The organism is Mucilaginibacter gossypii (assembly GCF_900100945.1).
Lineage (GTDB): Bacteria > Bacteroidota > Bacteroidia > Sphingobacteriales > Sphingobacteriaceae > Mucilaginibacter > Mucilaginibacter gossypii.
On sequence record NZ_FNCG01000002.1, the window covers coordinates 634,481 to 654,403 of the forward strand.

Here is a 19,923-nt window from a genome sequence, read left to right on the forward strand (position 1 = left end):
AAAGGAGAGGGGCTTTATATAACAGGATCAAAATATTTATTTAAGTCCTCTCCTTTGGAGAGGATTTAGGTGAGGTTAAAATATTATTAAATGAACAGAAGATCATTTTTACAGGGCATTGGCCTTATAACCGGCGGTGCGTTCATATCGCTCGGTGCCAACGCACTTACACAAATATTAACCGGTGATACCGTAAAAGGCCGTGTCACTGCAGGCAAAAAAGGAATTAAAGGCGTAGTAATATCCGACGGTTTTTCGGTAGTACTTACCGATGATAAGGGTAATTACGAGCTTACTCCAAATGAAAAAGCTAAAAGTATTTTCATGAGCACACCATCAGGCTACGAGTTTAAAACAGATTATAACGTATCTAAGCATTACGAAAACATAGGCGGCAGTTCGCATTTTGATTTTAAGCTGGAGCCGTTAAAAGTTGATGGTCACAATCACCACTTTATTATCTGGGCCGATCCGCAGGTTAAAAACAAAAAGGACGTTAAGCAGATGATGGATACCTCGGTTCCCGATACCATTGCTACCATAAAATCATTAGGTAAAAACGCACTGGTACACGGTATTTGCGTAGGCGATATTGTTTGGGATAACCATGAGCTTTTCCCGGATTATAATGAGGCCGTAGCACAAATGGGGATCCCGTTTTTCCAGGCGATAGGTAACCACGATATGGATTACCGTATGGGAGGCGATGAAACTTCTGATGTTACCTTTAAGCAAATCTACGGGCCAACTTATTATTCATTTAACCGGGGCAAGGCTCATTATGTAGTATTAGATAATGTTCGTTACCTGGGTGTTGAGCGTGAGTATGATGGCTATATTACCGAAGATCAGCTAAACTGGCTGGCAAAAGATCTGCAATACGTTAAGAAAGATCAGTTACTGATCATTAACCTGCATATCCCGGTATATAATCAGGTGAAAAATAACCAGGATTTTTATAAAGTGCTGAATGGCTTCAGCAATGTGCACATCATGTCGGGTCATACGCATTACCATGATAACAATATCACCAACGGTATTTTTGAGCATAACCACGGCACAGTATGCGGAGGCTGGTGGACGGGGCCTATTTGCGTTGATGGTACCCCACGTGGATACGGCGTGTATTCGGTAACTGGTACGGAGCTAAAATGGTATTATAAATCGACAGGTTTACCGGCCGAAAACCAGATCAGTGTTTATGCCGAAAAACTAACCGACCAGATGCGCCTCATCGCCAATGTTTGGAACTATGACCCACAGTGGAAGGTAGTGTATTATTTAGATGACAAACCGATGGGAGCGTTGTCAAAAGAACAGGGATATGATCCCTTATCGGTAAGTTTGTATAAAGGCGATCAGCTACCGGCAGGCCGGCATTTTGTGGAGCCGCATGAAACAGGGCATTTGTTTGTGGCGCACTTTGATCCGTCGGTTAAAAAGGTTAGGGTTGAAGCTACAGATCGTTTCGGAAATAAATATTCAAGCGAATTAGATGCAAAATAAAATAAACATTGTTACCGGTATAAGTCTTATCTTGTTATCAGGCTTTACCGTTGTTAAAAACATGGAACTAAAAAATGCAGATTTCCCCTCATTCAGCGCCGAAGCACATCGCGGCGGCAGGGGACTGAGGCCCGAAAATACCATTCCTGCTATGAAAAACGCCATCGATCTTGGTGTTGTTACTACGCTGGAAATGGATACGCATATTACGGCGGATGGGCAGGTGGTTTTATCGCATGATGAATATATCAATCCGCTGTTTTCGCTTACGCCCGATGGTAAGGATATCCTCAAGGAAGATGCGAAAAACCTGATCCTCTATAAAATGAAATATGAGGACCTGAAACAATATGATGTAGGTTCAAAGCCGTACAGCAAATTTCCGCGCCAGCAAAAGATAAAAACCTACATGCCATTACTATCCGAATTGATTGATTCGGTACAGCATTATATTAAGGTAAATCATAAAAAGCCGGTATTCTACAATATCGAAACCAAATGCTCACCAGAGGGCGATGGTATTTATAATCCAGCTCCGGACGCGTTTGTGGATAAGCTGATGGCTGTTTTGATCGAAAAGAAGGTCCTGCCTTACGTTGTGATCCAGTCGTTTGATAGACGTACGCTGCAGATCATCCACAAAAAATATCCTGATGTGCGTACTTCTTATCTTATCGAAAACAAAAAATCGTTTGAAGATAATATGGCCGATCTTGGTTTTACTCCTTTCATCTACAGCCCAGACTATAAACTGGTTGATGCCGACCTGGTAAAGAAATGCCATGATTCAAAGATTAAAGTACTACCATGGACAGTAAATACAAAAGCCGAAATTGAACAGCTTAAAAGTTTAGGTGTTGATGGTGTGATTACTGATTATCCGGATTTGTTTTAGGAAGCAAATCCGCCCTTTATAGCATGCGATTGCCACGTCGCGCCCAAGCTTATTCCCGTTTCGCTCCTCGCAATGACATGTTTTTTGTTGTGCCGAACCTTATCCACGCCAAATAAGCTGAATGTAATGTCAATTTACCATAATCTAAACATTGAATTTAAATGTGATATTGCAGTTTGTTAAAACGTTTTATCAATTTAACCAACAACCCAATCATGTTTAAGTTAAAAGCTATATGCTTTATTGCGATTTGTGCCGCTTCACTCTCACTAAAAGCACAAACGGCCCGGCAGCCTGTAAAACCGCTTGCCCAGCTTCAGCAGGAATTTGTCGATCTGCGCTTCGGTATGTTTATCCACTTTAACATCCCAACCTATATGGATCAGGACTGGGCCGATCCTGATGCTTTGCCAACTATCTTTAACCCTAAAAAACTGAATTGCGACCAGTGGGCAAAAGCCGCTAAATCGGCAAACATGACTTACGGTTGTATTACCACAAAACACCACAGTGGTTTTTGTATCTGGGATACCAAAACAACCGATTATAACGTGATGAACAGTCCGCTGAAAAAAGACGTAGTGAAAGAGTATACTGATGCTTTCAGGGCTAACGGTCTAAAGGTGTTTTTATATTACTCAATACTAGATACTCACCACAGGTTAAGGCCAAACATGATCACGCCAAAGCATATTGATATGGTAAAAGCGCAAATCACTGAGTTGATGACCAAATACGGCGAGATTTCGGCTCTGATCATTGACGGCTGGGATGCACCATGGTCGAGGATTTCATATGATGACGTTCCGTTTGAAGAAATCTACACATTGGTGAAATCATTACAGCCAAACTGTTTGGTGATGGACCTTAATGGTGCCAAATATCCGGCAGAAGGCATGTATTTTACTGATATCAAGACTTACGAAATGGGAGCAGGGCAACGGGTTTCAACTAAAGATAACCACATGCCGGCTATTGCCTGTTTACCATTGCAGGCCAACTGGTTTTGGGAAACAAGCCACCCTACAACCCCGGTTAAGGAGCCTGCCAAACTGGTTAACGATATCCTGAAACCATTGAACAACGTCGACTGTAATTTTATCCTGAACGTGGCACCAAACCGCGATGGTTTATTTGACGATAACGCCCTTGCCGCGCTTAAAGAAATAGGCAAACTTTGGAAAAACGAAGGGCCAGTGGCTAAGCTTTCTACGTTGGATGCACCGATTATTTCATCAAACATTGCAAAAAATCAGCCGGCAAGCGCAAGCTGGAGCGATGATTCTGCTATTATGGATTTTGCTAACGATGATGATTTTCATAGCTCATGGGTGTCAAACCCAACAGTTAAAAATCCATGGTACGAGATAGATTTTAAGAAAGACCAGGCATTGAATACCATTGTTATTGCCGAAGAAAAACCGAATATTTCACATTACCGTTTGGAATATTACCTGAACGGAAGCTGGAAGCCATTGTTTGATGGTGATAATGCTAATAAGATTAAAGTTCACCGTTTTGACAGGGTATGGGCTGGCAAGGTTCGGATCTCGATAGATAAAGCTGATCATCAGGTATCAATAGCCGAATTCCAGGTTTATAACGAAAGAAGATAATACACTATAACTGCTGAAATTTACTAAGGAAGACCCGCCCGCAAGGCGGGTTTTTTTTGCTGTACCCCGTTTTTGTATATTAAAATGCCAATAAGCATTATTTTTTATAGCTGTTGCATTGGTATACTTGTAAAAACAATTCTAACCTATTTATGAACCAAGGCTTGAAAACAACACTCCTGTTTGTAGTTTTACCGCTATGCATGCAATTGATTGCGCCAAACGCAAACGCGCAAAACAATACTTTATGGTATAAAAAGCCCGCAAAAGCGTGGACAGAAGCTTTGCCGATAGGCAACGGCAGATTAGGAGCCATGATTTTTGGTGGCGTTGATGATGAGTTGCTGCAACTCAATGAATCTACCCTATGGTCGGGTGGACCGGTGAAGCAAAATGTAAATCCCGGTGCATTTCAATACTTGGCCCAGGTAAGGGAAGCGTTGTTTAAAGGGGAATATCAAAGGGCACATGAGCTAACGCAAAAGATGCAGGGCTTATACTCTGAAAGCTTCTTGCCTATGGCCGATCTGCATATCAAACAATCATATAATGGTGGTAACAGCACCAGCTATTACCGCGATCTGAATATCGGGAATGCTGTTGCCACAACAAAATATACCGTTGGCGATATAAACTATAAACGCGAAATTTTTGCTTCGGCACCTGATAAGGTAATTGTTATCCGGTTTACGGCTGATAAGGCTAAACAGTTAAACCTTAAAATAAATACGAGCAGCCAGCTTCGTTTTCAAAAAGAGGTGCTGAATAAAAATGTATTGCAGCTTAGCGGTAAAGCTCCGGCGCATGTTGAGCCAAGCTATGTTGATTCAAAAAATCCGATAGTTTATGATGATGATGATAAGTGCAGAGGTATGCGGTATGAGGTGTTGGCAAAGGCCGTAAGCAGTGATGGTAAAATAACTGCCGATACAAGCGGGATCACCGTAAAAGGGGCATCAAGTTTAACGCTGTACGTTACCGCAGCCACCAGTTTTAAAGCATACAACCAATGCCCTGATGGCGACGAAAAGGTTGCGGCCAAATACCTTGATAAAGCTGCTGCCAAACCTTATGCACAGTTGCTCGCCGCCCACCTGACCGATTATCATCGTTTTTTTAACAGGGCAAGCCTTAAAATTAACGATAACAAGGGCAGTCATGCCGAATTGCCTACTGATGAACGACTTGCGCTTTACAATAAGAATCATGGTACTGATCCTGGCATTGAAGCTTTATATTTTCAATATGGCCGTTACCTGTTGATAAGCAGCTCCAGAACACCGGGCGTTCCTGCTAACCTTCAGGGCATCTGGAATAAAGAATTACGTGCACCATGGAGCTCAAACTATACCAGCAACATCAACGTGCAAATGAACTACTGGATGGCAGAGGATTGTAACCTGTCTGAAATGCACCAGCCTTTATTTGAGTTGATCAAAGGATTGTCGGAAACGGGCGCTGGTGTTGCTAAAGATTTCTACCATGCTAAGGGCTGGGTAACCCACCATAATACAGATATCTGGGCTTTGGCTAACCCCGTAGGCGACCTTGGTCATGGCGACCCTAAATGGGCAAACTGGGCAATGGGTGGCGACTGGCTAACCCGTCATCTTTGGGAGCACTATTTATATACCGGCGATAAAGCGTTTTTAAAAAATACAGCTTACCCTTTAATGAAAGGCGCCGCCGAATTTACTTTTGATTGGTTAGTGCCCGATGGTCAGGGCCATTTGGTAACTGCACCTTCTATGTCGCCCGAAAATGATTTTATTTATGCTGAGGGTAAAACCGGGGATGTTTCTGTTTCTACTACAATGGATATGGGTATCATCCGCGATCTGTTTGATAACCTGATAGCAGCAACTAAGGTACTGGGCGTTGATGCAGCTTTCAGGGATTCGCTTATCGCCAAAAAAGCTAAACTGATCCCGTATCAGATAGGCAGTAAAGGCCAATTGCAGGAATGGTACAAAGACCAGGAATCGCCTGACCCGCATCACCGCCATGTATCGCATTTATATTCGGTTTACCCGGCTAATGAAATTTCGATAGCTGTAAACCCAGAACTGGCAGCGGCGGCTAAAAGATCGTTAGAGTTACGCGGTGATGAAAGTACCGGCTGGAGCTTGGCCTGGAAAGTAAACCTTTGGGCCCGGTTAAGAGATGGTAACCATGCCTACAAACTTTACCGCGACCTGTTGCGCTTAACCGGCGAAAGCGGTTACAACTACAGCGAGGGTGGGGGTCTCTATCCAAATATGTTTGATGCCCACCCGCCGTTCCAGATAGATGGTAACTTTGGTGGTACCTCTGGTTTGGCCGAAATGCTGCTGCAAAGCCAGGATGGTAATGTACACCTGCTACCTGCATTGCCCGATGCCTGGGCCAATGGTGAAATTAAAGGTTTGGTAGCCAGAGGCGCATTTGTAGTTGACATGAAATGGGCAGCGGGCAAGGTTGTGACCGCCCAAGTGTTATCAAAAACAGGCGGCACCTGCCATATTATATCTAAATCCAAACTGACAGTTAAAGGTTTAAATGCTACTCCTGTTAAAGTAAAAGAGGGGTATGAGTTGGTGATCAATACAGAAAAAGGCAAATCATATCAATTAGTAAGCAGCATATGAGCAACAGCAGGAGAGACTTTTTAAAGAAAGCATCGCTGGCGGGCGCAGCAGCAATGGCAGCACCGGAATTGGTATCAGCATCAGCAAAGAATGATGATTATTTGCCAGATGATGGCATTGGAAAAACTTTTCTTTTCCAGGGCGATTCGATAACCGACGGCGGCCGCAGTTACGATAAAGACTGGAACCATGTTTACGGTCAGGGCTACGCTTATTTGATAACTGCCCGTATTAATTTTGACTATCCCGGCCGTGATTACCAGTTTTTTAACCGGGGCATCAGTGGTAATACCGTAAATGATCTTGCATCACGCTGGCAAAAAGATACGTTGGATATTAAGCCCGATGTATTAAGCATACTAATAGGCATTAACGATGTGCACAGGGTAATAATGCAGGGCCATAAAGCAACCGCCGACGATTTCGGCAATGCTTATGATAGGCTGTTAACACAAACTAAAGCTGCGTTACCCGATGTTAAGCTGATCATGTTAGAGCCTTTTATTTTACCCGTTGGTATGGTAAGCAAGAACCCGGAGCTTTGGACAACCGAAGTTCAAAAGCGACAGGTTATAGTTAAATCACTTGCATCAAAATTTAACGCCATTTTTGTGCCTTTGCAGGAGGTGTTTAATAAAGCTTTACAAAAAGCCAATGCTGAGCATTGGATCTGGGATGGTGTTCATCCCATGCCGGCAGGGCATGAGCTCATTGCCCGGGAATGGATGAAGGCGGTTAAAAAGCTGTATTGATTTTTGCCGTTTTACGATACAAAAACTCGTTGTGAGTATAGCGTGGCAATCCCATAGTCAATGCATGTCCAATTTGTACAGCTACGAGATTGTCTCGCCGTTTCTTTACATGACTTTTTAACCACTATCTCCAACCCAAATCTCTTCTTCCGAACACTAACAACGGCGTAGAAATTAATGAATCTTTTTCCAATCTATGATATCATGATATTCGTAGTAATCAGCAATAGATTCAATATCATAAAGAATTGGTTCTGCTGAAATGTGAATGCTTTCTAAATATTTTAGATATTTCTTATGGGTTGAAAAACCCCGCTCTATTTTTTTTGCTGGAACCACAACATACCACCCTTCTTTAACATAATTTCCATGAAGAATTGAATTAGTGTAATAAACCAGAATTACGCCATCTATAACATTTGCTTTTTTAATGTGAGAAAAGCCTGTATCCCCATCTATGCCTTCCAGATTCATTCCCCATCCTGATTCTTTAGTTACAATTATTGCTTCATAAGGTTTAATGAATGGTAACCTGGCTGAATCCCATTCTCCTTTTGCTGTGTAAAATTCATCTATATTAGATCGTTTATGAGATTGCCCGGAGCAGGAGAATAGCAGTAAAATGGTTAAAGGAAACAAAAGAGTCGTTTTCATTGTGGTTTATTGTACATTTCGTTGCCAAGAGCTAACCAAAAAACTGTCTTCACGCAATTATTGGTTAAGGTAATAATAGAATTGTAAATAAAAGCTCTAAAAAAATATCAAACAGGCTGTTGGTCGGTTAGTTCGTAGCACAAATAAACTTTATCACTGGCTTTGTTTTTGATTTTAAAGAAAAAGCTTTAGTACTACAAAAGCAGATCGGGTAAGCCTGATCCGCTTTTGTAAAACTTAATTACTTTCTGCTATCAGCTGAATAGCTTCTTCTCGGGTTTTGTGTTCAATGGCCATTACAAATTCAACAGGGCCGCCGCCTTTACCGCAGCCAAAGCATTGAAAAATATTTTTTTCGGGCGACACCATCAGGGAGGTTGCCTGGTCTTTATGGAAAGGACAGCGGCCTTTTAAATTTCTCCGGCTTTCTTCAAGCAACACATATTTTGAAACAATTCGTACAAGATCGGCCTGTACCGGCAACAGGGAATGAGATGCAGACATGTTGGGCGATAGAATGATTAATTTATCAGGCTGCGAAAATAATTTTTTACCAGGTTGCAATAAGGGATTGTTGAAAAAAAAGTTATTCCCACGGGACAAAGTAATGCCTCTTTATCACATGTGGTAATTTACGTAGCAACTGGGCATCATTTTATTTAGCAGCCCACATGCTAAGTTGATGGATGTTTAACAGATTGCTTGCCCCGCGCATTCCCAAAACAAGTTCGGTATGACTTTTTTTTAGTAACTGGCCATGCTTTCTGCTTTTCTCAGAAATATCTACTTTAGCCACACAAGCAAATCGGCAAAAAGACTTTGCGCTTTGCGAGAGAAAAATCAAACACCATGAACTACACTCAAATTTGCAAAGCTTTTAATGATTTAACCGTTACCGAGCTGTACCAATTACTAAAGCTCAGGAGCGAGGTATTTGTAGTTGAACAAAATTGTGTGTTTTTAGACACCGATGATAAAGACTACGCTTGCCACCATCTGTTATTGTTTGATAATGATCAGGAACTGGTGGCCTATGCCCGTATTGTACCCGCGGGTAAATCATATGCCGAAGCATCAATTGGGCGTATAGTTAGCAGCAAAAAAGTACGCGGTACGGGTGTAGGTAAAATACTAACCCAGGCCGCCATCGATCAAACTAAAAAGATCTATGGAGATGTGCCTATCCGGATAGGGGCACAGTACTATGCTATCAAGTTTTATGAACAGTCGGGCTTTAAAATTGATGGTGAAATTTATGATGAAGATGGTATCGACCATATTGAAATGATCCTGTCCTGACAGATCTCTACCTGAAAAGAGCACTGATGATTATTGTTGCCCGCTTTACTAATTTGATGCAGTTGTAAATGTGTTACTGATTAAATTGTATGATGACACTTCCAAAAAAACTACATAGCATGAAAGTCATAATCTGCGAGGCGATGGTGTTTATCACGCTTGTACTGTCATCTATTGGTTGGGATTTGTCATACACATACCATGATCATCCTATGCCGTTGATTTTTTACTTTTGGGTAACCGCATTTACGTTATATTGGCGCCGTAAAAAGACAGTTCAGCGTGTATAGGCATCTGCCAAAATATGAATAAGTTATAACAAGAATAACAATCACAAATTACATATATCATGAAAACAAACATCGGAATTAATGAAGCAGACCGCCAGGCCGTTTCAGATCAGTTAGCCAAATTATTAGCCGACGAATTTGTACTGTACACCAAAACCCGTAATGCTCACTGGAATATTGAAGGCCCCGACTTTCATTCAATGCATGTGTTTTTTGAACAGCAATACAACGAGCTTGATGAAATTATGGACAGCGTGGCCGAACGTATCCGTAAGATAGGTCATTACGCACCAGCTACTTTAACCCAGTTGTTGCAACTTACTCATTTAACCGAAAGGCTCGATCACAAAAACGATAGCGCTGGCTTTTTGAAAGAATTGCTTGAAGACCATGAAAGTATCATCGAGTTCATACGCGGTAATATCAATCCCTTCGCAAATCAGTTTAATGACGCCGGTACCAGCGACTTTATTACCGGCTTGATGGAAACACACGAGGGCATGGCCTGGATGCTGAGGTCGCACTTTAGATAAAATGATCTCCCCGTTTAAATAACACCTTTCGGCTCAAATGATCTTCCGGATGCAAACGGAAGATCATTTGAGCCGAAAGTAAAATAATTATCCCTGCAATATTATTCAGCCTGCTCAAGGTAAGTTAGTTGTTGATGATAATCCTATTGCCATGTAAACCTTTTGCACCTTCAGTGCATTGCTTACTTGTTCTGAAGTAAGCCCCCCAAAGGAGAGCGTTAATACCATCGATAGTATAATGTATTAAAAAAAGATAGTACAGGATGCCAGATCATGATGAAAGCGTTAGTATTGTTTAATTATAAACTTACCAGCTTTCACGATAAATCTGTCTCATTTGTATTTAATCTCCGGTAATATCTTTAAAGAAGGTGCGGTTAAAGACCTTGACTCGATAAAAAAGACTGTGATTAACCGGCAACTAATAAAGCAGTGCGAAATACGCCTTTACAGCAGTATTTTCCATTGGGCTCTTTCTCAAGAGCGGAATTTTAAAAACAGACAAAAAGATATTTTCACATGAAGAAAATCATCGGCATACTTACACTAACCATCATCTGTTTTATCTGTCAGGCCCAAAAGCTTCCTCCGGTTTTTGATGCTAAGCGATCTGCCGAAGCGCAATCTACAGAAACGGTAAGGAAATATCTTTCACCGGTCCGCATTCTTTGGAAATCGCCGAATGCAGCTACCAATATTATCAATGCCGAAAAACTGCTGAAGCAAGGTGATGGACAAGCCGATCTTTCAGGTAATGACTTGTGCATTCTTCAAAGTGATGAAAAGGGAAAGCCCGGTTTATTGCTTGATTTTGGTAGGGAATTGCACGGCGGTTTGCAATTGGTAACCGATCAGTCAAGGGGTGGCAAGCCGGTGAGGGTGCGTATCCGTTTTGGCGAATCGGCAAGCGAAGCTATGTCAAACATCGATACCATAAAAGGTGCTACTAACGACCACGCTATGCGCGATATGATTATGTCCCTGCCATGGTTGGGTAAGCTGGAAATCGGTAACACCGGTTTTCGCTTTGTACGGATCGATTTGCTGGATGATAACAGTCAACTTAAGCTGAAAGAAGCAAGGGCTATTTTTGTTTACCGCGATATCCCTTACCTCGGCTCATTTAAATGCAGTGATACGCTGCTTAACAAAATATGGCTTACCGGTGCGTACACCGTACACCTCAATATGCAGGATTATCTTTGGGACGGTATTAAACGCGACAGGCTGGTTTGGGTAGGCGATATGCATCCCGAAACATCAACCATTGCCGCTGTATTTGGCGATAATCCGGTAGTGTCAAAGAGCCTTGATCTGGCACGGGACATTACCCCTTTGCCCGACTATATGAACGGTATGGTATCTTATTCTATGTGGTGGATCCTAATCCAACGCGATTGGTATATGTACACCGGTAATTTGAAATATCTGCAGCAGCAGAAAGCTTACCTGGTAAAGTTGCTGAATCAGTACGCTGTACAGGTTGATGCAAACGGCAGCGAAAAGTTGGACGGCGCCGGTCGGTTTTTGGACTGGCCATCGAGCGAAAACAAACCTGCTATTCATGCGGGTTTACAGGCCATGCTGGTGATGACCCTGAATGCCGGTGCCGAACTCTGCAAAATATTGAATGATCAGGCCACCTCCCAAAAATGCGAAGCCGCGGTTGCTAAACTAAAAACCAATGTGCCGGATGCCAGCGGTTCAAAACAGGCGGCAGCCTTATTGGGCTTATCGGGTTTACTCCCTGCCGAAAAAGCAAACGATATTCTTTCTAAAGAGGGAATACACAATTACTCAACGTTTTTTGGTTATTATATGCTGTTGACCAAAGCCAAAGCCGGCGACTACCAGGGTGGCATTGACGCTATCCGCAACTTTTGGGGCCCGATGCTGAACCTTGGCGCTACTACTTTTTGGGAAGATTTTAATATCGACTGGCTGCCCAACGCTTCGCGGATAGATGAGTTGGTGCCCGATGGTAAAAAAGATATCCATGGTGATTATGGCGCTTATTGTTATAAAGGTTTCAGGCATAGTCTTTCGCATGGCTGGGCATCAGGGCCAACACCGTGGTTAACTGAGTATGTGCTGGGTGTAAAGATAATTGCGCCAGGTTGTAAGGTAATTAAGATTGAACCCCATTTGGGCGATCTGAGCTTTGCCGAAGGAACTTATCCAACACCATATGGTATTGTGAAAATTAAACATGTTAAGCAGGCTGATGGTAAAGTAAAAACCACAATTAATGCGCCCGCGGAAGTTAAGGTGGTCCAATAAATATCTACCGTTGCCGCTGGCAAAACCGTAAAGTATTGCCGTCAGTATCCGTAACATAAAACTCGCGCGTTCCCCAGGTTTGGTCGGTTGGTCCCTGGTGAACGGGCGATTCTTTTTTAACTGAGGTATCCAACCCGCGGGATAGGTAATATGTAAACCGGCTATCCACATCATTAACCCAAACATTTACCACCGAACCAAATAAGCGGTCGCTTTCATATACGGTTAACTACATCTCTCCAAATTCGCTTATTAGGTCAATAACGCCGTCATCAGCCGTGGCTTCAGGGTATTTGAGCCTGAAATCAAGCACGTTGGTGTAAAAACCGACGGCTTGTCGTAAATCGCGGCATTTAAAAAGCGGGATCATTTTCATTGTGAAGTATTTGCTTAAAGTTAGCCCTAAACTTTTGTTAGAAGAAATATTAAAAGCGCGGTGATTGAATAATTGGATTTTTCATTGTTCAAAACAAATTTGTTACGGAGTTATTGATATTAAAAGTGCTATCTTGGTGTAATTATAAATCGCTGTACCTATGTCTACAACAAAGCCCTTCACTCCAACCGACGGCGAAGACAATTCAAACGGAACGCGCCGTGATTTTCTTAAGCAAACATCGCTGTTAACGGCCATTGCCTTAACACCGGGTACTGTAGTTAAAGCGGCCGAAAACCAATGGGATGAGAAATTTGCCGGCGTTTTTGAAAAGCAAGCCCTGCACCTGGAGGTGAACGGTGTAAAACATGAATTGATGGTTGAACCGCGTGTGACCCTGCTGGAAGTGCTGCGCGAATACCTCGACCTTACGGGTACCAAAAAGGGTTGCGACCGCGGCCAGTGCGGCGCTTGTACAGTGCATGTAAATGGCGTACGCATTAACTCGTGCCTAAGCCTTGCATTGACAAATGATGGTAAAAAGATAACTACTATTGAAGGCCTTGCCAAAGAGGAAGAGCTGCATCCCATGCAGGAGGCTTTTATTAAGCACGATGGTTTTCAGTGCGGATATTGTACATCAGGACAGATCATGTCGGCCGTGGCTTTGCTTAAAGAAGGACATACCGGATCTGAAACAGAGATCAGGGAATTTATGAGCGGTAACATTTGCCGTTGCGGCGCTTATCCCAATATTGTTAAGGCTATTCAGGAAGTTAAAGGAGGTATGGTATGAACCAGTTTCAATACACACGACCAGCCGAAACGGCTGTTGCCATTAAATCATTGGCAAAAGAACCAAACGGCTACTTTTTGGCAGGCGGAACCAACTTGGTTGATATGATGAAAATGGGATTGGTAGTACCGGACAAGTTGATTGATATTAACCGCCTCCCGCTTAAAAAGATAGAGAGAACGCCTACAGGTATACACATAGGTGCTTTAGCCTCCAATAGCGAGGTTGCCGAGCACGCTTATATAAAGGCGCAATACCCGTTGCTGGCGCTGGCCATCAATGCCGGTGCTTCGCCGCAGTTGCGCAATATGGCTACCGTTGGGGGCAATCTTATGCAACGTACCCGCTGTCCTTATTTTTTTGATACTGCTATGCCTTGCAATAAACGTACTCCCGGAAGCGGTTGTGGAGCATTGCAAGGGATTAATCGTATGCATGCCCTTTTTGGCGCCAGCGATAAATGTATTGCTGTTAACCCCAGTGATATGAATGTGGCGATGGCCGCGTTGGATGCCACCATCCACGTAACGGGTGTAAAAGGCCCGAGAGCCATTAATATTGGTGATTTTCACCGCTTGCCAGGCGATCATCCGGAACTTGATAATACCTTGCAAAAAGGCGAGTTGATCACTTCAGTTGATTTGCCCGCAGCATCATCTGCTTATAACAAGCATGTTTACTATTTAAAGATTCGCGACCGTACATCATATGCCTTTGCCCTGGTTTCGGTGGCTGCCGCTTTGCATATCGAAAATAATACTATTACAGGTGCAAGACTGGCCATGGGCGGGGTGGCACATAAGCCATGGCGTTTAACCGCTGCCGAAATATTTTTAAAAGGTAAAGCTATTACTGAAGATAATTTTAAGCAGGCCGCGCAAATTGCCATGCAGGGTGCTAAAGCTTATGAGTACAATAAGTTTAAGTTAAAGCTTGCACCTAATGCTATTGTACAATCCTTAAAATTGGCCACCGGCCTTGCATCATAAATTAACGACTATTTAGCTAATAGATTTAATACTGATCTTCATGAAAAAAGACGCAATTGGCGATTCCTTAAGCCGTGTTGATGGCCGGTTAAAAGTAACCGGCGGAGCTAAATACAGCGGTGAGTATAAAGTCCCCAACCTCACCTATGGGGTGCTGGTATCGGCAACTATTGCTTCTGGTACGGTAACTGCACTTGATACCAGGGCTGCCGAGCGTGCACCGGGAGTGCTTGCTGTCATTACGCCATTTAATGCGCCAAAAGTACCGGGCTACCAGGCCGGCGCAGAAAGGCCGGTACGCGGGCTTAAGTTATTTAATGATAATAAGATTTACTTTAACTCGCAACCCATTGCGTTGGTAGTTGCTGATACCTTTGAACGGGCTACCTATGCGGCATGCCTGGTTAAAGCAACTTACAATACTGAGCCTTTTGAAACTGATTTTCATAAAAACATAGATAAAGGGGTAACCCCGCAAAAAGGTAATTATAAAGATTATGTGCGCGGTGAGGCAAATGCCTATAAAAATGCCCCGGTAGTGGTTGAGGAGGAATATCTGCTTCCTACAGAAGTACATAACCCTATGGAATTGCACGTTACCACCGCGTTTTGGGATGGGGATGATAAGGTTACACTGTATACCAAATCGCAGGGCGTAAAAGGCTCCCAGCGATCCATTGCTGCGGCGTTCGGACTTAACCCCGATAATGTGCAGATCAATTCGAGGTTTGTTGGTGGAGCTTTCGGCTCTTCGTTACGTACCTGGCCGCATGAAATTGCAGCCGCACAGGCAGCTAAACTGGTAAAACGCCCGGTTAAACTTACACTCACCCGCGAACAGATGTTTACGCAGGTAGGATATCGCCCTTTAACCATTCAAAAAATAGGACTGGGCGCTACTGCCGATGGTAAGCTGATTGGTATTACCCATGAATCGCATTCGCAAACAGCCGTTTATGAAGAATTTACTGAAGGGGCGGTAAATGTATCGCAGTTTTTATATAACAGTCCTAATGTAAATACGCTCTACAAGGTAGTGCCTTTAAATGTCGGTGTGCCTGCGCCTATGCGTGGTCCGGGAGAGGCTACAGGTTCTTTCGCACTTGAATCGGCGCTGGATGAGTTATCTTACAAGCTTAACCTCGATCCCATAGAGTTAAGACTAAGAAACTATACCGATACTGATCCTGAACGGAACAAGCCATGGTCGAGCAAATACCTAAAGGAATGTTACCAGAAAGGGGCCGAGGCCATAGGCTGGGCTGATCGTAAAGCCCAACCCGGCGCCAATAAAGAGGGCGAATGGCTGGTAGGCTACGGGATAGGCTGCGGTGCGTTTGGCGCATACCGGGGCAATGCCGTGGCTAAAATAAAGTTGACGGCCGATGGCAGTGTGAACATTCAGAGTGCCACGAGCGATATCGGCCCGGGCACCGGCACATCAATGGTATTGATAGCTGCTGATACTTTGGGAATCCCTGCGGATAAGATCACGTTTGAGCTGGGCAATTCGGCTTTTCCTAATGCGCCAACGCAGGGTGGGTCGGCAACGGTATCATCTGTTGGTTCGGCGGTACATGATGTGTGTGTGGCTTTGAAACAGAAACTGTACATTATGGCCGGCAAACCCGCCGATAGTATGGAGCCTATTGATTACGTTGCTGTGTTAAAGCAAAACAATATGCCGTCGGTTGAGCTTACACAAGAATCAAAAGGCAATCCCGAAGCGCAAAAATATTCCATGTACTCGTTTTCGGCGCATTTTGCCAAAGTGCATGTACACCCGCTTACAGGGCAGGTAAAGATCAAAAAGATTGTAGCCTGTGTTGATGCCGGAAAAATAGTTAACCACAAAACCGCCAGCAGCCAGATGATTGGCGGCGCGGTTGGCGGTGTAGGCATGGCCATGACTGAAGAAGCTGTTTTTGATAATCGCTACGGGCGCTATATTAATGGTAACTTTGCTGATTACCACGTGCCTGTAAATGCCGATATCCAGCAGATAGAAGCTATATTTATTGATAAGCCCGATCCGGTTTTAAACCCGGTAGGCACCAAAGGTATTGGCGAAATTTCGTTGATAGGGGTAGCTCCCGCTTTGGCAAACGCCATTTATAATGCTACGGGCAAAAGGGTAAGGGAATTGCCCATAACACCCGACAAACTGATATAGCTGTAAAGCTGCTGATGAAAGAGATCATTGATATTGTTGCTGCCTATGATGAGGCACATGCACTGGGAAAAAAAACTGCACTGGCTACTGTTGTATTGGTGGAAGGTTCTGCCTATCGTCGGGCCGGCGCACGTATGCTGATTACTGAGGACGGGCAACTTACCGGCGCCATCAGCGGCGGGTGTTTGGAAGGCGATGCCCTACGCAAAGCCCGACTGGTGATCCTGCAGCAACAACCTTTACTGGTAACCTATGATACTACCGACGATGATGATGCCAAGCTGGGCGTAGGATTGGGTTGCAACGGTATTATCCATATTCTTATTGAACCCATAACCAGCGATATCAATAACCCAATTAGTCTGTTGAAAAATATCGTCAGCAATGGTCAGCATGTCGTACTTGCAACTGTATTCTCCATTAAAGACAGAAAAGCGGCGCAGCCCGGTACGTGCCTTTGCCTTACCGAAGATAAACTTACGATAAGCCATTCCGAGCATCTGCCATACCAGGTTGCTTTGGTAAGTGATGCTGAAAGGGTACTGGAGGAACAGCGATCAGAAATACGGTTTTACCAAGCTGATACCGAGTATACTGCTTTTGTAGAACATATTAAACCTGTGATTTCGCTCGTGATTGTGGGGGCAGGTAACGACGCAATTCCTTTAACACGAATAGCTGCGGTTTTAGGTTGGAATATTACCGTGATAGATGGTCGGCCTAATTATGCCGTTAAGCAACGGTTCCCGTTTGCTCAAAATATTGTAACTGCCAAACCGGCTGAGGTATTATCACATATAAAGATCGGTGATCGCACGGCTATGGTTATGATGACCCACAATTATAACTATGAGATAGCGCTGCTTAAAGAACTATTACCGACATCGTTACCCTATATCGGCATCCTCGGCCCCAAAAAGAAATTGGAACGTATGCTGGCAGAAGTTGAACATGCAGGCATATCTATTAGCGAAGCACAAATGAACAACATCTATGGCCCGGTAGGCTTGGATTTAGGCGCAGAGGGGGCCGAAGAGATAGCCTTATCGATTATGTCTGAAATTAAAGCGGTATTATCAGCACGCCAGGGATATTCATTGAAATATAAACCCGCGCCCATTCATATTTCTAATCTTCAATACCTGGTTAAGTAGCCGTCAGGTATCCGTTCTTTTTTATTATATACTTCTGATAATTTTTCAATATCTCCCGAATTAACCGTTTTGGTTGCGATTTGTCATACCGCAATCATTAATTATCTCAAACCGTAAAATAGACCAAAACATCAGAGCTTTAGCCATTTTTAATCAGGTATTACTGCGCAATTTTGTATCGCATAGGTGAGGTAATGCAGAGGAATGGGTTGAGTTTTTAAGTGTGTAATATTTAAACTAAGATGAGGCCGGTTGCCATAAACTTCAGTAAATTCATGGTAGAAAAACGAGGCAAATGAAGCCGGAATATTTTTCAGATCGGAACCTGATCCTGCTTTACCTGCCTATAAAATATTAAGTATCATGACAAGTATAACACCCCAAAGCGGCAAAAAAAAGATAGTAATTGTTGGCGGCGGTTTTGCCGGGCTTAACATTGCACAGCAGCTATATAAAAACAATTATTATGATGTTACCCTGGTTGATAAAAATAACTACAATTATTTTACACCGCTGCTTTACCAGGTAGCAACCAGTTTCCTTGAACCATCAAGTATCAGCTATCCCTTCCGTAAGCTTTTCAGGGATAAAAGATTGAGTTTCCGTATGGCAGCCGTGGTTAAGGTTGATCCTGCGGCAAAGATTCTTTATTTGAGTAATGGCGAGCTATCTTATGATTACCTCGTTTTCGCGGCCGGTGCAAGTATAAATTTTTACGGGATTGAGAGTATCAAACAAAATGCCATCTCCCTTAAAGAAATTAACGACGCGCTCCGAATGCGTAACAGCCTTATTAAAACAATGGAAAAGGCAGCCATTACTACCGATCCAATAGAGCGTCAAAAGCTTTTAACCATAGTAGTTGCCGGGGGCGGTCCAACTGGTGTTGAAGTAGCTGGTATGCTTGCCGAGATGAAAAACTATATCCTGAAAAAGGATTACCCCGAGCTAATGAATGCCAAAGGTAAAATTTACATAGTTGATGGCGGCCCTGATTTGCTTGCCCCCATGAGTGATAAAACCCACAAGGAAACCCGCCAGGCGCTGATTGAGTTGGGTGTTGAAGTTAAATTAAATGCCCATGTAAACGATTTTAATAATGGTGTGATAACCTTTGCCGATGGTGAAACACTTGAAGCCAAAACCCTGATTTGGGCTGCCGGTATCATTGCCAATACTTTTGAGGGGATCCCTGCGAGTAGTTTAGGCATAGGCCGCCGCATGATCACTGATGAATATAACCGGGTTAAAGACCTTGAAGATGTATATGCCATAGGCGATATCAGCGTGCAAATAACCGATCCGGTTTATCCCAAAGGGCACCCGCAACTGGCACAGGTTGCCATACAAATGGGACGCAATACTGCCAAGAACTTTATAGCCATGGCAAAAGGCAAAGCCATAAAACCATTTAAGTATTTCGATAGGGGAGATATGGCCATTGTTGGCCGGCATAATGCCGTGGTCGACCTGTTTAAGCACAAGGTACACCTTAGTGGTATTGCGGCTTTATTTGTATGGCTATTTATCCACTTAATGTCGTTGGTGAATTATAATAATAAAATTAAAACTTTGTATAACTGGGCTGTAGCCTTTTTAACACGTGATCAGGCACTAAGGATGATATTCGGGAGCGGGCAGAGCCGGGCAGATTAATCGTCTGTATTAAATGGTTTGCTTATACAAAAAAGGGGCAGCGCCTGGTGCAGGTTGCTGCCCCTTTTTCGTTTCTCAAATAATGAGCAAGCGCCTTTATGGCCGGGAGCATTGTAACAAATGAGGTGTCCCAATTTTTTGATTCCCGAAAAAAAAATGAAAAAAGCCCGGTGCTCCTTTTTTTGAAAATCCATGTGTTCCATTTTTTAAGTGAAAAATAACGGAACGGGATAAAAATGTTATTCGTTGATAATCAGAGGTTTGTGTTTTTGTGTGGAACACAGTTAAATTATTGATAATCAGTATTTAAAACTTTTTTGGGTATTT

Annotated in this window: 16 protein-coding genes; 13 read left to right on the forward strand and 3 right to left on the reverse strand. The window is 43.3% G+C overall.

What is annotated here, in order from left to right; genetic code table 11:
* The first annotated feature begins 90 nt into the window (after positions 1–90).
* From BLS28_RS06115 to BLS28_RS06135, 5 genes are all read left to right on the forward strand, one after another.
* A complete protein-coding gene (locus BLS28_RS06115) occupies positions 91–1,506 on the forward strand; it encodes a calcineurin-like phosphoesterase C-terminal domain-containing protein (RefSeq protein ID WP_091163396.1) in 1,416 nt (471 codons plus the stop codon).
* 61 nt (positions 1,507–1,567) lie between these two features.
* Positions 1,568–2,401 (forward strand): glycerophosphodiester phosphodiesterase family protein, encoded by an 834-nt coding sequence (locus BLS28_RS06120; protein ID WP_256337355.1) that lies wholly within the window; start codon positions 1,568–1,570, stop codon positions 2,399–2,401.
* Positions 2,402–2,616: 215 nt separating this feature from the next.
* Positions 2,617–4,017, forward strand: a complete 1,401-nt coding sequence (locus tag BLS28_RS06125; protein WP_091163558.1) for an alpha-L-fucosidase — start codon at positions 2,617–2,619, stop codon at positions 4,015–4,017.
* 164 nt (positions 4,018–4,181) lie between these two features.
* A complete protein-coding gene (locus BLS28_RS06130) occupies positions 4,182–6,644 on the forward strand; it encodes a glycoside hydrolase family 95 protein (RefSeq protein ID WP_256337356.1) in 2,463 nt (820 codons plus the stop codon).
* The gene (locus tag BLS28_RS06135) at positions 6,641–7,396 is read left to right on the forward strand and encodes an SGNH/GDSL hydrolase family protein (protein WP_218134360.1); all 756 of its coding nucleotides are present in this window, start codon (positions 6,641–6,643) and stop codon (positions 7,394–7,396) included. Before BLS28_RS06130 ends, BLS28_RS06135 begins: the two co-directional genes overlap by 4 nt.
* Before the next feature lie 174 nt (positions 7,397–7,570).
* Here the strand turns inward: BLS28_RS06135 and BLS28_RS06140 are convergent, their stop codons facing one another.
* Both BLS28_RS06140 and BLS28_RS06145 read right to left on the reverse strand, forming a co-directional pair.
* Positions 7,571–8,050 (reverse strand): hypothetical protein, encoded by a 480-nt coding sequence (locus tag BLS28_RS06140; protein ID WP_091163405.1) that lies wholly within the window; start codon positions 8,048–8,050, stop codon positions 7,571–7,573.
* Between the two features lie 237 nt (positions 8,051–8,287).
* Positions 8,288–8,554, reverse strand: coding sequence for a CHC2 zinc finger domain-containing protein (locus BLS28_RS06145; protein ID WP_129570681.1), 267 nt, complete (start codon positions 8,552–8,554; stop codon positions 8,288–8,290).
* Positions 8,555–8,899: 345 nt separating this feature from the next.
* On the opposite strand from BLS28_RS06145, the gene BLS28_RS06150 reads away from it, so the two are divergent.
* The 3 genes from BLS28_RS06150 to BLS28_RS06160 all read left to right on the forward strand — a co-directional run bounded on the left by BLS28_RS06150 (position 8,900) and on the right by BLS28_RS06160 (position 12,452).
* Positions 8,900–9,349 (forward strand): GNAT family N-acetyltransferase, encoded by a 450-nt coding sequence (locus BLS28_RS06150; protein WP_091163410.1) that lies wholly within the window; start codon positions 8,900–8,902, stop codon positions 9,347–9,349.
* 349 nt (positions 9,350–9,698) lie between these two features.
* Positions 9,699–10,172 (forward strand): Dps family protein, encoded by a 474-nt coding sequence (locus BLS28_RS06155; RefSeq protein WP_091163413.1) that lies wholly within the window; start codon positions 9,699–9,701, stop codon positions 10,170–10,172.
* Positions 10,173–10,691: 519 nt separating this feature from the next.
* The gene (locus tag BLS28_RS06160; RefSeq protein WP_091163415.1) at positions 10,692–12,452 is read left to right on the forward strand and encodes an alpha-L-rhamnosidase-related protein; all 1,761 of its coding nucleotides are present in this window, start codon (positions 10,692–10,694) and stop codon (positions 12,450–12,452) included.
* A gap of 229 nt (positions 12,453–12,681) precedes the next feature.
* On the opposite strand, the gene BLS28_RS30745 is transcribed toward BLS28_RS06160, so the two are convergent.
* The gene (locus BLS28_RS30745; protein WP_176844383.1) at positions 12,682–12,828 is read right to left on the reverse strand and encodes a VOC family protein; all 147 of its coding nucleotides are present in this window, start codon (positions 12,826–12,828) and stop codon (positions 12,682–12,684) included.
* Positions 12,829–12,988: 160 nt separating this feature from the next.
* On the opposite strand from BLS28_RS30745, the gene BLS28_RS06170 reads away from it, so the two are divergent.
* The 5 genes from BLS28_RS06170 to BLS28_RS06190 all read left to right on the forward strand — a co-directional run bounded on the left by BLS28_RS06170 (position 12,989) and on the right by BLS28_RS06190 (position 19,596).
* Entirely contained in the window at positions 12,989–13,624 is a 636-nt protein-coding gene (locus BLS28_RS06170; protein WP_091163420.1) for a (2Fe-2S)-binding protein, read from the forward strand.
* Positions 13,621–14,613, forward strand: a complete 993-nt coding sequence (locus tag BLS28_RS06175; protein WP_091163422.1) for an FAD binding domain-containing protein — start codon at positions 13,621–13,623, stop codon at positions 14,611–14,613. The genes BLS28_RS06170 and BLS28_RS06175 overlap by 4 nt, the downstream gene beginning before the upstream one ends.
* Positions 14,614–14,653: 40 nt before the next feature.
* Complete coding sequence (locus BLS28_RS06180; protein ID WP_091163424.1) at positions 14,654–16,786, forward strand: xanthine dehydrogenase family protein molybdopterin-binding subunit; 2,133 nt, start codon at positions 14,654–14,656, stop codon at positions 16,784–16,786.
* Between the two features lie 14 nt (positions 16,787–16,800).
* Positions 16,801–17,940: an XdhC family protein gene (locus tag BLS28_RS06185; RefSeq protein ID WP_091163427.1), complete on the forward strand. Its 1,140-nt coding sequence runs from the start codon at positions 16,801–16,803 to the stop codon at positions 17,938–17,940.
* Between the two features lie 363 nt (positions 17,941–18,303).
* Complete coding sequence (locus BLS28_RS06190) at positions 18,304–19,596, forward strand: NAD(P)/FAD-dependent oxidoreductase (RefSeq protein ID WP_091163429.1); 1,293 nt, start codon at positions 18,304–18,306, stop codon at positions 19,594–19,596.
* The last annotated feature ends 327 nt before the right edge of the window (positions 19,597–19,923 follow it).